The sequence below is a fragment of the Niveibacterium sp. COAC-50 genome, assembly GCF_013184235.1.
In the GTDB taxonomy this organism is placed as follows: domain Bacteria; phylum Pseudomonadota; class Gammaproteobacteria; order Burkholderiales; family Rhodocyclaceae; genus Niveibacterium; species Niveibacterium microcysteis.
Genome location: NZ_JABCJM010000002.1, coordinates 1,065,119 through 1,081,221, shown reverse-complemented (window position 1 = coordinate 1,081,221; position 16,103 = coordinate 1,065,119). Strand labels below are relative to the sequence as shown.

Below are 16,103 nucleotides of genomic sequence, written 5' to 3'. Positions count from 1 at the left end.
TATCAACCATTCCGTTCACCGAGATCGCCATGGAGCAAGGCCTTGATCGTCTTTCTGCGCTGCTGGAGCGATTCAGGGTGCATGCGCATCTCTTCCACAACGGGCCGCTGTGTGGCGTCAGTCGCTTTGCCGCCGAACCGGGGCGGGGCTTCCTGCATGTGATGCGAAGCGGGTCGATGGTGGTGACGCATCGGCCACGGTCTGGCGCCGCGCGCCGCATCGAAGTCAGCGAGCCGAGCCTGCTGTTCTATCCGCGTGCGATGGCGCACGAGTTTCACAACGCGCCCGCAGAGGGTTCGGACTTCACCTGCGCCACGCTTTCGTTCGATGGCGGTGATGCCCACCCGCTCGCGCGTGCGCTGCCCGCCGTGATCGTCTTGCCGCTCGCGCGGGTTTCCGGGCTGGAGCACACGCTGGCGCTGCTGTTTGGCGAAACTGAGCGGGTACGCTGCGGGCACCGCCTGCTGGCAGACCGCTTGTTCGAAGTGCTGCTGCTACAAGTGCTGCGTTGGCTGATGGATCACCCCGGCGAGGGCGGCATATCGCTGGGGTTGGTGGCCGCCCTGGGCGACCCGCGCCTCGCACGGGTGCTGACTGCGATTCACGAGCAGCCGGGCGCAGCCTGGAGCCTTGAGTCGATGGCGGCGTGTGCCGGCATGTCACGCACCGCGTTTGCGCTGTGTTTCCGGAGTGTGGTCGGCGAGACGCCGGCGGAGTACCTGGCGCAGTGGCGACTTGCGATTGCGCAGGCGGAGCTACGACGCGGTCGCCCGCTGAAGGTCATCGCGAACGAGCTTGGCTACGCGAACGCGAGCGCGTTGTCCCGTCGCTTCGCGCAATCGCTGGGCTGCTCGCCGCGCGCATGGGCGAAGCAAGCGGTGCCGAACGCCGACCCCGCCTGAGCAAACGACACGCGCGCCATCGCAGTGCAAAAGAAAAGGGCGACCCGAAGGTCGCCCTGTTTATGTCCTGAGGTCCGTAGCGCTCAGCGCGGCAGCACCGACGTACCCATCAGGAACTCATCCACCGCACGCGCAGCCTGACGGCCTTCGCGGATCGCCCACACCACGAGCGACTGCCCGCGGCGTACGTCACCCGCCGCAAACACCTTCGGCACGTTGGTGGCGTAGGCGCCAGCGCCCTCGGTGCTGGCCTTGGCGTTGCCACGGCCATCCTTGTCGACGCCAAAGGCTTCGAGCATGGAGCCGAGCGGATTGACGAAGCCCATCGCGAGGAAGACGAGGTCCGCCGGGATCTCCTTCTCGGAGCCCGCGACTTCCGTCATCTTCATCTGGCCGGTCTTCTCGTCCTTGGTCCACTCGACGCGCGCCGTGACCACGGCCTTCAGCTTGCCGTTCTCACCCTTGAAGGACTTGGTGGTGATCGACCAGTCGCGCTCACAGCCTTCGTCGTGCGATGAAGAAGTACGCAGCTTGGTCGGCCAGTACGGCCACACCAGCATCTTGTTCTCCTTCTCCGGCGGCATCGGCATCAGCTCGAACTGCGTGACGCTCTTAGCACCATGGCGATTCGAGGTACCGACGCAGTCGGAGCCGGTATCGCCACCGCCGATCACGACGACATGCTTGCCGGTCGCCTTGATCTGGTCCTTGAGCTTGTCGCCCGCGTTCACCTTGTTTTGCTGCGGCAGGAACTCCATCGCGAAATGCACGCCTTCGAGCTCACGGCCCGGCACCGGCAGATCGCGCGGGATCTCCGAACCCGCGGCCAGCACCACGGCGTCAAACTCGGCCTTGAGCTGCTCGGGGTCGATCGTCTGCTTGGCATCCGAACCCACGCCCTTGGGCAGGCCGCCCTTGCCGACATACACGCCCGTTTTGAACACGACACCTTCGGCCTTCATCTGCTCCAGGCGGCGGTCAATGTGACCCTTGTCGAGCTTGAAGTCAGGAATGCCGTAGCGCAGCAGGCCACCGACACGCGAGCTCTTCTCGAACACCGTCACATCATGGCCGGCACGCGCCAGCTGTTGCGCAGCGGCGAGGCCGGCAGGGCCCGAACCAACGACCGCGACCTTCTTGCCGGTCTTCGCGATCGGCGGCTGCGGCACGACCCAACCGTTCGCCCAGGCCTTGTCGATGATCGCGTGTTCGATCGACTTGATGCCGACCGGCAGCTCGTGGATACCCAGCGTACAGGCGGCTTCGCACGGCGCCGGGCAGATGCGCCCGGTGAACTCCGGGAAGTTGTTGGTCGAGTGCAGCACATCGATCGCCTGCTTCCAGTCCTGGTGATAAACCAGGTCATTGAAGTCCGGGATGACGTTGTTGACCGGGCACCCGTTGTTGCAGAACGGGATACCGCAGTCCATGCAGCGTGCGCCCTGCACCTTGGCCTGTTCGTCGCTCAGCGTGAGCACGAACTCCTTGTAATGCTGCTTGCGCTTGTCGGCGGCTTCGTAGCCTTCTTCAACGCGCGCAAATTCCATGAATCCGGTGACCTTACCCATTTTCGTTTTCTCCGGTTCTCGATCAGGCGGTGGTGGTGGCGGCAGCTTCGCGCGCGGCAGCCATTTCCTTCAACGCACGGCGGTATTCCTTCGGCATCACCTTGACGAAGGCAGCGCGCGACTCGTTCCACTTCTCGATCAGCGTCTTCGCACGGAAGCTGCCGGTGTAACGGAAGTGACGCTCGATCAGGCGCTTCAGGATCGCTTCGTCGGTCTCGCCCTGGCCGCCACGGGTGACGGCATGCCACAGTGCGCGCTCGCCCTTCGCCTCTTGCTCGGCAGTGGAGAGCAGCGGCTCGACGTCGACCATCGCAAGGTTGCACTTCTGCGCAAAGGTGCGATCCGGGTCATAGATGTACGCAACGCCGCCTGACATGCCCGCCGCAAAGTTGCGGCCGGTGTCGCCCAGCACGATCACGGTGCCGCCGGTCATGTACTCGCAGCCGTGGTCACCCACGCCTTCGACGACCGCAGCAGCACCCGAGTTACGCACCGCGAAGCGCTCGCCACCGACGCCGTTGAAGAAGGCCTCACCACCGGTGGCACCGAACAGCACGGTGTTGCCGACGATGATGTGTTCCGGGCCAAAACCGCGGAAGTCGTTCGGGCTGCGCACGATCACACGACCACCGGCGAGGCCCTTGCCAACGTAGTCGTTGCCTTCGCCAACGAGATCCAGCGTCACGCCGTGCGCGAGGAAGGCACCGAAGCTCTGGCCGGCGGTACCGGCGAGCTGAATATGGATGGTATCGTCCGGCAGGCCGGCGTGGCCGTAGCGCTTCGCCACCTCGCCCGACAGCATCGCGCCGGCAGAGCGGTTGACGTTGCGGATCGGGGTGATGAACGAAACGCGTTCGCCCTTTTCCAGCGCCGGCTTGGCCTGTTCGATCAGCTTGTGATCGAGGGCACGCTCAAGCAGGTGATCCTGCGTGTCGGTGGCACGGCGAGCCACGCTCTCCGGCACTTCCGGCAGATGGAAGATGCGGCTGAAGTCCAGCCCCTTCGCCTTCCAATGGTCAATCGCCTTCTTCTTGTCGAGCAGGTCGGCGCGGCCGATCAGGTCTTCAAACTTGCGGATGCCCAACTGGGCCATGATCTCGCGCACTTCTTCCGCGATGAAGAAGAAGAAGTTGACCACGTGCTCCGGGCGACCCGAGAACTTCTTGCGCAGCTCCGGATCCTGCGTCGCCACGCCCACCGGGCAGGTGTTCAGGTGGCACTTGCGCATCATGATGCAGCCTTCGACGACCAGCGGCGCGGTCGCGAAACCGAACTCGTCGGCGCCCAGCAGCGCGGCGATTGCGACGTCACGGCCGGTCTTCATCTGACCATCGGCCTGCACGATCACGCGGCCACGCAGGCCGTTGAGCACCAGGGTCTGCTGGGTTTCGGCAAGGCCGAGTTCCCACGGCGAACCCGCGTGCTTGATCGAGGACAGCGGCGACGCGCCGGTGCCACCGTCGTGGCCGGCGATCACGATGTGATCGGCCTTGCACTTCGAGACGCCCGCGGCAACCGTGCCGACACCGACTTCCGACACCAACTTCACCGAGATGCTGGCCTTCGGATTGACGTTCTTCAGGTCGTGGATCAGCTGTGCCAGATCCTCGATCGAGTAGATGTCGTGGTGCGGCGGCGGCGAGATCAGGCCGACGCCCGGCACCGAGAAACGCAGCTTCGCGATGTACTCGGACACCTTGTGACCCGGCAGCTGGCCGCCCTCACCCGGCTTCGCGCCCTGCGCCATCTTGATCTGGATCTGGTCGGCCGAGACGAGGTATTCGGCAGTGACACCGAAGCGGCCCGACGCAACCTGCTTGATCTTCGAACGCAGCGAATCGCCTTCCTGCAGCTCGATGTCGCGCTCGATCTGTTCCTTGCCGATGATCGATGCCAGCGACTCGCCCTTCTTGATGAAGATACCCTTCATCTCCTTGGCGTAGCGCGCTTCGTCCTCACCACCTTCGCCGGTGTTCGACTTGCCGCCGATGCGGTTCATCGCGATGGCCAGCGTCGAGTGCGCTTCGGTCGAGATCGAGCCGAGCGACATCGCGCCGGTAGCGAAACGCTTGACGATTTCCTTCGCCGGTTCGACTTCGTCGAGCGGAATCGCCTTGGCCGGATCGATCTTGAACTCGAACAGACCGCGCAGCGTCATGTGGCGCTTGGTCTGGTCGTTGATGATCTGGGCGTATTCCTTGTAGTTCTGGAAGCTGTTCGAACGCGTCGAGTGCTGCAGCTTGGCGATCGCGTCCGGCGTCCACATGTGCTCTTCGCCGCGCACGCGGAAAGCGTATTCGCCGCCGGCATCCAGCGCATTGGCAAGCACCGGGTCCTGGCCAAATGCAGCGGAGTGCAGGCGAAGCGCCTCTTCCGCCACTTCGAAGATGCCGATACCTTCGACGTTGGACGCGGTGCCCTTGAAGTACTTCTGCACCAGGTCGGAATTCAGGCCGATCGCTTCAAAGATCTGCGCACCGCAGTAGGACATGTAGGTCGAGATGCCCATCTTGGACATGACCTTGTTGAGCCCCTTGCCGACGGCCTTGACGAAGTTCTTGATCGCCTTGTCCGGGCCCAGCTCGGCCGGCATGTCCTTCGCCATCTCGCGCAGGGTTTCCATCGCGAGGTAGGGGTGCACAGCTTCGGCACCATAGCCACCGAGCAGTGCAAAGTGGTGCACCTCACGTGCCGAACCGGTTTCAACGACGAGACCGGTCGAGGTACGCAGGCCTTTGCCAACGAGGTGCTGGTGGATCGCCGAGGTGGCAAGCAGCGCCGGGATCGCGACGTTCTGCGCGTCGACCTTGCGGTCCGACACGATCAGCACGGTGTAGCCAGAGCGCACCGCATCTTCGGCTTCCGCGCACAGCGAGGCGATGCGCGCCTCGATGCCGTCACGGCCCCAGGCGACCGGGTAGCAGATGTTCAGTTCGTAGGACTTGAACTTGTTGTCGGTGTACTTCTCGATCTCGCGCAGCTTTGCCATGTCCTTGAAGTCCAGCACCGGCTGGGAGACTTCGAGACGCATCGGCGGGTTGATGTTGTTCAGGTCGAGCAAGTTCGGCTTCGGGCCGATGAACGACACCGTCGACATCACGATCTGTTCGCGGATCGGGTCGATCGGCGGGTTCGTCACCTGCGCGAAGAGTTGCTTGAAGTAGTTGTAGAGCGGCTTGTGCTTGTTGGACATCACCGCCAGCGGCGAATCGTTGCCCATCGAGCCAATCGCTTCTTCACCGCTGGCCGCCATCGGCGCCATCAGGAACTTGATGTCTTCCTGCGTGTAGCCGAAAGCTTGCTGGCGGTCGAGCAGCGAGGCGCGCACTTCCTGCTGGGCTTCCGGGCCGTCGACTTCGTCGAGCTTGACCTGGATGCGCTTGATCCACTCACGGTAGGGCTTGGCGTTCGCCAGCGCGTCCTTGAGTTCCTTGTCGTCGATGATGCGGCCGGCTTCCATGTCGATCAGGAACATCTTGCCCGGCTGCAGGCGCCACTTCTTGACGATCTTGCTCTCGGGGATCGGCAGCACGCCGGATTCCGAGGCCATCACGACGAGATCGTCGTCGGTGACGATGTAGCGCGCGGGGCGCAGGCCGTTGCGGTCCAGCGTGGCGCCGATCTGGCGACCATCGGTAAACGCGATCGCGGCAGGGCCGTCCCACGGCTCCATCATCGCCGCGTGGTATTCGTAGAAGGCGCGGCGGTTCTCGTCCATCAGCGTGTGCTGTTCCCACGCCTCCGGAATCATCATCATCGCGGCTTGCGCAAGCGGGTAGCCCGCCATCGTGAGCAGCTCGATGCAGTTGTCGAAGGTCGCCGTATCGGACTGGCCTTCATACACGATCGGGTAGAGCTTCTTCAGGTCGTCGCCCAGCACCGCCGACTTCATCACGCCTTCGCGCGCGCGCAGCCAGTTGAAGTTGCCCTTCACCGTGTTGATCTCGCCATTGTGCGCGATCATCCGGTAGGGGTGCGCCAGCGGCCACTCTGGGAACGTATTGGTCGAGAAGCGTTGGTGCACCAGCGCGAGTGCCGACACGCAGCGCGGATCGGCGAGGTCCTTGTAGTAGACGCCTACCTGGTTGGCGAGCAGCAGGCCCTTGTAGACGATCGTGCGCGCCGACATCGACGGCACGAAGTACTCCTTGCCGTGCTTGAGCTTGAGATTCTGGATCGCGTGGCTCGCCATCTTGCGGATAACGTAAAGCTTGCGCTCCAGCGCCTCGGTCACCATCACGTCCGGGCCGCGACCGATGAAGATCTGGCGGATCACCGGCTCTTTCGCACGCACGGTCGGCGACATCGGCATGTCACGATCGACCGGCACATCGCGCCAGCCCAGAACGACCTGGCCTTCGGCGCGCACCGCGCGCTCCATCTCCTGCTCACAGGCGAGTCGCGATGCCGCCTCCTTCGGCAGGAAGATCATGCCGACGCCGTACTCGCCCGGCGGCGGCAGCTTCACGCCCTGCGAAGCCATTTCCTCGCGGTAGAGCTGATCCGGAATCTGCACCAGGATGCCCGCACCGTCGCCCATCAGCGGGTCGGCGCCCACTGCACCGCGGTGATCGATGTTCTCGAGAATCTTCAGGCCGCCCTGAACGATCTCGTGGCTCTTCTGCCCCTTGATGTGGGCGACAAAGCCAACACCGCAGGCATCTTTCTCATTGGCGGGATCGTAGAGACCCTGGCGCTGTTCCATAACTTGCTCCCTTGGCGGCGCGCGTGCGCGCGTAGGCCGGCCCTTGGCCGGGACGGCGGAAAGATAGCGCGCTGCAACAGTGCACTCAAGCACTATAAAACGGGGTCAGAGTGCAATATAAAAATGCCCACTCTAGGTGCGGACATTTAATGGGGACATATTACTTTGGTGCGAGGCGACGCTGGGAGCAACGATTGAGATCAGTCCACAGTTACCGCCTTGCTCGGTCGCCCCTTGGGCAGCGGTCTCGCACGGCGAGTAGGCGCGGGGTCGCCCGGTTCGTCCGGCGGGTCGCCCAGCATCCAGCCGCGATGCGCAGCAAAGCGGATCGCCTCAAGCTCTTGCGCGGACAGTCCGGCTTCGACCGTTTTTCGATAGGCCGCCTGGCGATCGAAAGGCGTGTTGCCCAGCGCCCAGAACATCGCATGGTCCGTCAGGTACGGATCACTTTCATGCCCCAGATGGGCGCGCGCGCTCGACCAGACCCAGTACGCCGCGTCAGGCACGAGCCCTGCGCGAACCGGATTCAATTCAACATAACGATAGGCGGGCAGCAGCCATTGCGCGGGATCGACCACCGTCGAGCGGTAGCGCCCTTCCCACAATGTGCCAGTCCGGCGATGGCGGTCGTTGAACCAACGCACATAGCGGCGCCCGAGGCGTTGCATCAACCGTGATGCGCCCTGCGCATCTGCCGCAGTGACCAACAGATGCACATGATTCGGCATCAGCACGTAGGCATGCAATGCGACATCGCACTCCTTGAGTGCGTCGCGCAGCCACGCTAGAAACTGCTGATAGTCCGTCTCGTCGAGAAACAGAGGATTCCGGTTGTTGCCCCGCTGGGTTATCAACTGGGGCAGCCCCGGGATGTAGAGTCGCGCAAGCCGCGCCATCAATTCGCCCTAGATGGGGGAGATCGCGAACAGGCGATGATGCTCCTTCATCGCATAGCGGTCGGTCATGCCAGCGATGTAGTCGGCGATGGCACGAGGCTTGTCGTCCGCGGCCCGCTGTTGGTATTGCGGCGGGAGCAGGCGGGGGTCGTTCATGAAGGCATCGAACAGATCGGCGATCACGCGCTTCGCCTTGGCCATCTCGCGCAAGACGCGGAAGTGCCAGTAGAGGTTTTCCCGCAGGAACTTGCGCAGCGGCTGCAGGGCCGCGTGCATCTGCTCACTGAAGCCCACAAGCCGGCCCGCCGCACGCACGTCATCCAGGCTGGCGACGCCGCTTGAGGCAATCGCCGCCTCGGTCGTGCGCAACAGATCCAACGTTTGTTCATTGATCAAGCGCCTGACCGTCTCATGAATCAAGCGGCGCTCACCCAGTCCCGGGTATGCGGCACGCACGGCGGCGAGATGCTTGGCCACGAGCGCCACGTCTTCAAGCTGAGCAAGCGAAATCAGGCCCGATCGAAGCCCGTCGTCGATGTCATGGTTGTTGTAGGCGATCTCGTCGGCGTAATTATTCAACTGCGCCTCGAGCGATGGCTGGCGCTTTTCAATGAAGCGCCGCCCAAGCTCGCCAAGCTGTTGAGCGTTCCGAAGCGAGCAATGCTTGAGGATGCCCTCGCGTGTTTCGTACACGAGATTGAGGCCGTCAAAGTCTGCGTAATGCTCCTCCAGCACCTCGACGGTGCGCAGCGACTGCAGGTTGTGCTCAAAACCGCCGTGTTCACGCATGCAGTCGTTGAGCGCGTCCTGACCGGCGTGCCCAAACGGCGTATGCCCAAGGTCATGGGCGTACGCGATGGCCTCCGAGAGATCCTCATTGAGGTGCAGCACGCGCGCGATCGACCGCGCGATCTGCGCGACCTCGATGCTGTGGGTCAGGCGCGTGCGGAACAGATCCCCTTCGTGATTGACGAAGACCTGTGTCTTGTATTCAAGCCGGCGGAATGCCGTCGAGTGAACGATGCGGTCTCGGTCGCGCTGAAACTCGCCCCTGCCCTGCGGCGCCGGCTCGGCAACCCGACGCCCCTTCGAATTGATCTCCGTTACGGCGTACGGTGCCAACATCGTCAGCCCCCGCAGCGCTCAATCGCAGCGCGAATCTGAGCTTCATCCGCCTCCGCCGAGATCGTGGCCCGCCCGATGGCCTTCAAGAGCACCAAACGTAGCTGCCCGTCTGCAACCTTCTTGTCGTGTCGCATCAGGCTAAGGTAACGGTCTGCACCCAAAGGGGCGCCACGGACGGGCAACCCGGCGCGGACGAACAAGCGCTGGATTCGCGCGACATCGTCCTCTGTCAGCCAACCTAATATGCGCGAAAGCTCGGCAGCCATGATGGTTCCAGCCGCGACGGCTTCACCGTGCAACCAAACGCCGTAGCCCAGCCCAGTTTCGATCGCATGCCCGAAGGTGTGCCCCAGATTCAGCGTCGCCCGCTCGCCCTGCTCGGTCTCATCCGCAGCAACCACCTCGGCCTTGTTGCGGCATGAGCGCTCGACCGCATCCGCAAGGGCTTCTGGCTCCCGTGCGAGCAATCGGTCCAGGTTGCCCTCCAACCATTCAAAGAAGGGCAAATCCCGAATCAGTCCATATTTGATGACCTCGGCGAGCCCAGCTTTCAGCTCCCGATCGGGCAAGGAATTCAAGGTCGAGATATCGGCCAGTACCAGCTTGGGCTGGTAGAAGGCACCGATCATGTTCTTACCAAGCGGGTGATTGATCGCGGTCTTGCCACCGACGGACGAATCCACTTGGGAGAGGAGCGTCGTCGGAATCTGGATGAACGGAACGCCGCGCTGATAAGTCGCAGCGGCAAAGCCCGTCATATCGCCGACCACACCACCGCCAAGGGCGATCAGCGTTGTAGACCGCTCCGCCATGTTCGCGAGGAGGGCATCGAAGATCCGATTGAGTGTCGGCCAGTCCTTGTAGGCTTCGCCATCCGGCAAAACCACCTCGGACACCTCAACACCGTGGGCGCGAAGCCCGACCAAAACACGCTCAAGGTAAAGCGGCGCCACCGTTTCGTTGGTCACCACGACCGCGCGCTTCCGGCCGAGCCCCCGGATCAGGTACGACGGCTCGTCGAGCAAACCCGATCCAATACAAATCGGATAACTGCGCTCGCCGAGCGCTACGTCGAGGACGCGGACTGCTTCTCCCATTCCTTCAGAATCCTGTTAACGGCCGAAGACGAATGGTACCGCGAGCCGTCGAGGATGAAGTCAGCGACTTCACGATAGACAGGATCCCTTAGGCGATAAAGCTCCCGCAGCCGGCCCAACGGGTCATCAACCTGAAGCAGTGGTCGATTTGGATCGTTGCGTGTCCGATCGTGCAACTGAACCACCGGAACATCCAGATAGACAATCCAACCGTTGCGTTTCAACTCGGATCGATTCGTCGCATCCATCACCGCTCCGCCACCAGTCGCGATCACTTGCCCCCCGTCGGCGCAAATGCTCGCAATGGTCCCCGACTCCCATCTGCGAAACCCGGTCTCACCCTCTAGGTCGAATATCGTCGGAATCGAAACGCCAGTCCTACGAATGATCTCGTGGTCGACGTCTAGGAACGGTCGTCCGAGGCGCCGCGCCAAGACTCGGCCAATGGTTGTCTTGCCGGATCCCATTAGTCCGACCAACACAATATTCCGACTCACGGAGCTTGATCCAGATGCGATAGGCCAAAAAAACAGTGCCGCCACCCCCTAAGGGCGACGGCACTCTCCTTGTGGTTGGACGTTAGTCCGGGCTACTACAACTCAACACCCTGCCAAACGGACTCACAACGAAGGGAGGCGCAGCCTCTAGCTTCGTATCGTCGTAGGGCACCCCGAGCCAGAAACTTCTAGTCGCCGCATTGTTGACGCCTTGAACAACCGCGGTTGCCGTGAGCTCGATTTCGACCCAACCGGCGTGGTCTTTCGGATAGTCGACATAGACAATAGCCGAACCGGCCGCATCAGTGGTCACGACAGCAGAGCTACCACCGCTCCCGGCCCCGTACCCATCGCCCGGCCGGACAATTGTTGCAGTGTCCGGCTCAATTGTACCGTTTCCGTTGAAATCGAAGGTATCAAATTTCCCGTCACCATTGACATCCTCTGACGCACAACTAAGGAAGTGAGTGGGCGGCAGAACCCATACCTTAGTCGCAGAGTCCAACACCCAGTCCCCCTTTCCGTAATACGGTTGGCGTCGGGAGACCGAAACAGACTGATTCGCGATCGGATTACCAGCGGTATCGGCAACCGTCACAATAAATCTCTGCTCATAAGAAAGCTTTGCATCCAGCAGGTAGACCTTGTTGTCGCTACCGATCGCAACAGCAACCGACTGCCCGGATACAGTGAGGCTAGCACTCCCGCTAATCTTCGGCGTGAGAATGTCCGCCTGTATGGAGACCGCCTTTTGGCCGGATGACGAGCTGTCCGCCTTGAACACCGTCGTCGCGACACCTTGTTCATTCGACGTAGCAGACGCGGGGTTAAGCGACCCACCGCCCTGCGGTGCCGAGAAATAGACGGTCGCGCCATATACCGGGTTGTTATTTGAATCGCGAACGAAGGCCGAGATTGCACTGCTTCCGCCTACGCTAACGGTAGATGGATCACCCTGTATGGTGATCGTGGCCGGAGTCTTAGATACAAAAGTGAAAGCGGCGCTTGCAGCTCCTCCAGTCGGATCCGAAACTGATAGGCGGGTAGCGCCTGGGTTAGTGGACTTCATGTACGCCACCGCCTTGCCACTGGCAACTGCAACCGTCAATACGGACGATGCAGATCCACCACACGTCGACGTCGAATACAGTTGCCCTCGGGTTATGGCGAACACAGCGCTCGCGGGGGAGCCACCAACGTCGGCGTCAACTTCCACACAGCTTCCTATGTCGACAAGCGCCCCTTCCGCCGGACTCGTTACGCTAATGCTCTTGCTCGAGACAGCGACGTCAACGGTGACCGATGCACCAAGGCTCTTCGCCGTAAGCGTCTCGGTGCCGCCTGTCACAGGCGTGTAATTGAACGTCGCCTGACCATTCGAGTCACTGGTCACGCTGGCGGGAACCGAGCCCCCGCCCGAAGCGCTTAGCGCGATCGACTGCCCACTGATTGGTTTGTTTGCAGCGTCGCGCAAACTAACCGTCATCTGCTGCATTTGATTAACGACAGCGCTCTTGCTACCACCGAACGCCAAAACCGTGCCAGACACGGTCACAGTCGCCGTGACGGTCTGGCTGCCGACGGACGCAGTTGCCGTAATGACGCGGTTGGCTTTGTCCGCTCCCGCAGACAAGGTCACCACGGCGTTGCCCGCTTGATCCGTAGCAGCAGAACCTGCACTTAATAGCCCTGAATCGGCACCGAATATCACTTCTTTAGCTGACACGGCTGCATTTGTCGATGCATTGCGTACCCGTGCGGTCAAACCAACTGTTGAAGTGCCATCGGACGGCAGCGTCGCGCTGCTCGTCGTAAGGTCAAGCTTATAGGTCACTTCCGGCTGTGGCTGAACCAAAGCCGAGCCTCCGCTCCCCCCGCCGCAAGCCGACAGCAACACGCCAACCACCGGAGCGAGCAAAAATCCGCGAACCAATCTCGTAATTCTCATCATTCGTCCTTCACTTATCCCTCAGCGGTTCGCCGTTTGCTCCGACACAATCCGCGGCGTAATGAACACCAGCAACTCGGTCTTGTCATCCACTTTCGCGTTATCGCGGAACAAATATCCAGCGATCGGTATATCACCGAGCAGCGGGATCTTCGTCGACTGATTCGTAGTTTCCTGCGTATAGATTCCGCCGATCACTACTGTTCCTCCATTCTCGACGAGAACCTCCGTACGCACGTGCTTAGTATCAATTGCGATACCTGAGCTAGTTGAGATCTTTGTGTTCGGGGTGTCCTTATTGACATCCAAGCTCATCATGATCTTCCCGTCAGGCGTAATCTGTGGCTTCACCTTGAGAGAGAGGTTCGCCTTCCTGAAAGACACACTCGTTGCTCCAGAGCTCGTCGCTTGCTGGTATGGGATCTCAACGCCCTGCTCAATGATCGCTTCCACTTGGTCGGCGGTCATCACGCGGGGCCTGGAGATGACCTTCCCCTTACCGTCGGCTTCTAGAGCAGAAATCTCCAGCGCTAGAAAGCGTGTGGCGTTGCTATTCCAAAGCACAAAAGACAGCGCGCCAGCCGCTTTTGCGGCGATGGAACCCGCCGGCAGGTTTACGCCCAACGCGCTATCGAGCGTGGCGGGCTTCGTTTCAATGAGTCCACCTTGATAGCCGGTTTGAGCAATACCACCCCCAAATGTGTTCCGACCAACGGAACGACCGTCCGCTGTTGTGCCGACGACACCACCCGAACTACCGCCAAAGCCTAGTCGGACACCCAAATTCCGGGTAAAAGTATCCGCCGCTTCAACGATTTGCGCCTCGATCAGAACCTGGCGAACCGCAACGTCAATTTCCGATACAACCCTGCGGATGTCGTCAAGACGGGAGCCAATATCCGAAACGAACAGCTTGTTGGTTCGATCGTCAACAACAACGCTGCCACGCTTCGAAAGGATCGTCTGATCTCTGTTCCGGAGGAAGGCCGCAACGGAGGTTGCCTTATGGTAATTAATCTGGAAGCTCTCGGTGCGCAGAGGCTCCAAGTCAGTTATCTGCTGCCGAGACTCAAACTCCAGTCGTTCACGGGTGGCCAGTTCATCGCGCGGAGCAATCCAGATAACGTTGCCGTTCTTCCGCATGTCCAGGCCCTTCGCCTGGAGAATGATGTCAAGTGCCTGATCCCAAGGCACATCTTTAAGTCGAAGCGTCAAGCTACCGCTGACGGAGTCGCTGGTGATTATGTTGAAGTTCGTGAAGTCCGCGATTACCTGTAGAACAGAACGGACGTCAATATTCTGGAAATTCAGCGAAAGCTTCTCTCCAGAGTACTTTTGCTTTCCAGCCCCTTGGGTAAGCTGCCGTGGATCCTCTACCACCGCCTTGACTTCGACGACCAGTTGATTTTCACTTTGATAAGCGTTGTGTTCCCAGTTTCCTTTCGGGGAAATGACCATTCTGACATTCTGGCCAACAGGACTACTCGTCACCGCAAGCACCGGGGTGGCGAAATCCGTGACGTCAAGCTTCTTCCGCAGCGAATCTGGCAGCGACGTCTTGGAGAAATCCACAACAAGATTGTTGCCTTGATTCTTTATGTCGATTCCGATGCCAGAATCCGACAGGTCCACGACGACACGCCCCTCGCCATCCTTGCCCCGGCGGAAGTTGATATCTCGAATGGCGTGCGCGGCCTTAGTTGCTGATGGCTCAGAGAACTTCGCGGCCTGCGGAACAGCAGCAGCTGAGGGGGCCCCTGAAAGTGAGATCAGAACGTTTCTATCTTCAACGCGCGTTTCATAGGAGAGCGGTCGCAGCAAATTTAAGACAAGCCGAGTACGGTCGCCAGCTTGAACGATGTTGGCGCTGCGCAAATCGCCCTCATTGAAGACCTGGGCGGTCTTACCGGTTCCATTCGATGTGGCCGGAAAGTCCAAGGCAATCCGGGCGGGGTTGGCTACCGAAAAGCTACCGGGAACCGACCCCAGCGGCTTCTTCATTGTCACCTTCACCACAACGCCATCGCCCTGTCGCGCAACGCCGACCGCCTCTATCGAATTTGAGTTATCACTGGCAACCTGCGCCAGAGCGAACAACGGCAAGAACGACAATACACTGGTAAATGCGGCTGCGATCAGCCGATGTGACATTCTCATTTTGTAGCCTCCTGCAACTGCAGCGTGTTGACACGCTCAACCCAGTCGCCGTTGGTGTCTTCAATCAGCTCTTTAAGGGTTACTTCGCTCTCGGTTACCTGAGTGATAACACCGAAATTCTGCCCCATATAGTTTCCAACCCCAGCTTGATACAGCGTTCGATCGGCGCTAATGATTGCAAGAGGCCGCCCTTTCATGGTCAAGGTACCCACCATCTTCAAACTCTCTAGAGGGAACGCCTCCAAGGGCTCTCGACGCCGGTTGAGATCGGGCCTGACCCCGGTTCCGCTACCGCCCGCCTTTGCTGCCTCAAGCTTTGAGCTACGAAATGGGTCCACAAGAGCACCGGCCTCGTACGCCACCACTGGGAACGCCTTGACTTGTGGAAGCGGCGGAACACGGCCTTTCAAATCGCGTGAAGATTCCGCCATCCACTGCTTCACGCCTGAATGCTCATCTGAGGTACATGCCGCCAGCGCAGCCAGAATCATTACCACCGGCGCAATTCGGATACGGCCTACACTGTTCGCACGAAAGTATTTGGTCATTTCGTACCTGCCTTCGTTTGCGCAGCCTTCTCCCGCTTCTGCTTCGCGACTTCCTCATCATCAAGATATCGATAGGTCACCGCCAAGGCATCCATCTTGAGCGTGCCATCTTTCCGCGGTTCAATTACCAAATCATTTAGCGTAACGATCCGCGGCAGCTTAGCCACATCGCCAACAAAATTGCCCAAGTCGTGATAGTTGCCCGTAACGCGAAGCGCAATAGGGAGTTCAGCGTAGAAGTCCTTCGGCGACTCAGAATTTGGTTTCCAAAGCTCAAACTGAAGTCCTCGGCCAAGCCCCGCTTGGTTGATATCAATCAGCAGATTCTCCATCTCCGTCTTGCTTGGCAGCTGTTTTAGCAAAGCCCCAAACTGCCGATCAATCTCAGTAAGTTGGCGTTTGTACTCATCAAGATTGACGGCCTGCCGCTTCTTTGACAGCCACTCTTCTTTCAGCTGTGACTCTTGGGCAACCCTCTGCTCTAGGTCCTCGCTTTGGCCCTTCCAATCGAACCACCACGCCAACCCGAGCAAAACAATGAGCACGGTTGCTAGCGCTGCAATGCGCGGAGCTAACGGCCAAAGACCAGGATCGTTCGGATCTAGATTTCGAAAATCTTGCGCCAGACGATCAATCCGAATGTTGCGCAAACTCTCCATG

11 protein-coding genes are annotated in these 16,103 nt (G+C 60.4%); 1 reads left to right on the top strand and 10 read right to left on the bottom strand.

Annotated elements, in window-relative coordinates; genetic code table 11:
• Positions 1 to 29: 29 nt before the first annotated feature.
• Positions 30 to 902 carry an AraC family transcriptional regulator gene (locus HH302_RS12415; RefSeq protein WP_172202464.1) on the top strand — a complete coding sequence of 291 codons (873 nt, stop codon included), beginning with the start codon at positions 30 to 32 and terminating at the stop codon, positions 900 to 902.
• Positions 903 to 985: 83 nt separating this feature from the next.
• On the opposite strand, the gene HH302_RS12410 is transcribed toward HH302_RS12415, so the two are convergent.
• The 10 genes from HH302_RS12410 to HH302_RS12365 form a co-directional block, all read right to left on the bottom strand.
• Positions 986 to 2,470 carry a glutamate synthase subunit beta gene (locus tag HH302_RS12410; protein ID WP_172202463.1) on the bottom strand — a complete coding sequence of 495 codons (1,485 nt, stop codon included), beginning with the start codon at positions 2,468 to 2,470 and terminating at the stop codon, positions 986 to 988.
• A 22-nt stretch (positions 2,471 to 2,492) separates the two neighbouring features.
• On the bottom strand, positions 2,493 to 7,175 hold the full coding sequence (locus tag HH302_RS12405) for a glutamate synthase-related protein (protein WP_172202462.1): 4,683 nt from the start codon (positions 7,173 to 7,175) through the stop codon (positions 2,493 to 2,495).
• Between the two features lie 200 nt (positions 7,176 to 7,375).
• The gene (locus HH302_RS12400; RefSeq protein WP_172202461.1) at positions 7,376 to 8,071 is read right to left on the bottom strand and encodes a transposase; all 696 of its coding nucleotides are present in this window, start codon (positions 8,069 to 8,071) and stop codon (positions 7,376 to 7,378) included.
• A 9-nt stretch (positions 8,072 to 8,080) separates the two neighbouring features.
• Entirely contained in the window at positions 8,081 to 9,202 is a 1,122-nt protein-coding gene (locus HH302_RS12395) for a deoxyguanosinetriphosphate triphosphohydrolase (RefSeq protein WP_172202676.1), read from the bottom strand.
• Positions 9,199 to 10,293, bottom strand: a complete 1,095-nt coding sequence (aroB, locus tag HH302_RS12390) for a 3-dehydroquinate synthase (RefSeq protein ID WP_172202460.1) — start codon at positions 10,291 to 10,293, stop codon at positions 9,199 to 9,201. Before aroB ends, HH302_RS12395 begins: the two co-directional genes overlap by 4 nt.
• Positions 10,263 to 10,775: a shikimate kinase gene (locus HH302_RS12385; RefSeq protein ID WP_371814716.1), complete on the bottom strand. Its 513-nt coding sequence runs from the start codon at positions 10,773 to 10,775 to the stop codon at positions 10,263 to 10,265. Before HH302_RS12385 ends, aroB begins: the two co-directional genes overlap by 31 nt.
• Before the next feature lie 97 nt (positions 10,776 to 10,872).
• Entirely contained in the window at positions 10,873 to 12,741 is a 1,869-nt protein-coding gene (locus HH302_RS12380) for an Ig-like domain-containing protein (RefSeq protein WP_172202459.1), read from the bottom strand.
• A gap of 18 nt (positions 12,742 to 12,759) precedes the next feature.
• Positions 12,760 to 14,889 carry a type IV pilus secretin PilQ gene (gene pilQ, locus HH302_RS12375; RefSeq protein ID WP_172202674.1) on the bottom strand — a complete coding sequence of 710 codons (2,130 nt, stop codon included), beginning with the start codon at positions 14,887 to 14,889 and terminating at the stop codon, positions 12,760 to 12,762.
• A 2-nt stretch (positions 14,890 to 14,891) separates the two neighbouring features.
• Positions 14,892 to 15,443 (bottom strand): pilus assembly protein PilP, encoded by a 552-nt coding sequence (locus tag HH302_RS12370; protein ID WP_253946091.1) that lies wholly within the window; start codon positions 15,441 to 15,443, stop codon positions 14,892 to 14,894.
• Positions 15,440 to 16,102: a type 4a pilus biogenesis protein PilO gene (locus HH302_RS12365; RefSeq protein ID WP_172202672.1), complete on the bottom strand. Its 663-nt coding sequence runs from the start codon at positions 16,100 to 16,102 to the stop codon at positions 15,440 to 15,442. Before HH302_RS12365 ends, HH302_RS12370 begins: the two co-directional genes overlap by 4 nt.
• Position 16,103: the final 1 nt, after the last annotated feature.

Coding starts and splice junctions, on each gene's coding strand:
- HH302_RS12410 (WP_172202463.1), bottom strand. CDS start 2,470: ATGGGTAAGGTCACCGGATTCATGGAATTTGCGCGCGTTGAAGAAGGC.
- aroB (WP_172202460.1), bottom strand. CDS start 10,293: ATGGGAGAAGCAGTCCGCGTCCTCGACGTAGCGCTCGGCGAGCGCAGT.
- HH302_RS12365 (WP_172202672.1), bottom strand. CDS start 16,102: ATGGAGAGTTTGCGCAACATTCGGATTGATCGTCTGGCGCAAGATTTT.
- HH302_RS12370 (WP_253946091.1), bottom strand. CDS start 15,443: ATGACCAAATACTTTCGTGCGAACAGTGTAGGCCGTATCCGAATTGCG.
- pilQ (WP_172202674.1), bottom strand. CDS start 14,889: ATGTCACATCGGCTGATCGCAGCCGCATTTACCAGTGTATTGTCGTTC.
- HH302_RS12405 (WP_172202462.1), bottom strand. CDS start 7,175: ATGGAACAGCGCCAGGGTCTCTACGATCCCGCCAATGAGAAAGATGCC.
- HH302_RS12380 (WP_172202459.1), bottom strand. CDS start 12,741: ATGATGAGAATTACGAGATTGGTTCGCGGATTTTTGCTCGCTCCGGTG.
- HH302_RS12400 (WP_172202461.1), bottom strand. CDS start 8,071: ATGGCGCGGCTTGCGCGACTCTACATCCCGGGGCTGCCCCAGTTGATA.
- HH302_RS12415 (WP_172202464.1), top strand. CDS start 30: ATGGAGCAAGGCCTTGATCGTCTTTCTGCGCTGCTGGAGCGATTCAGG.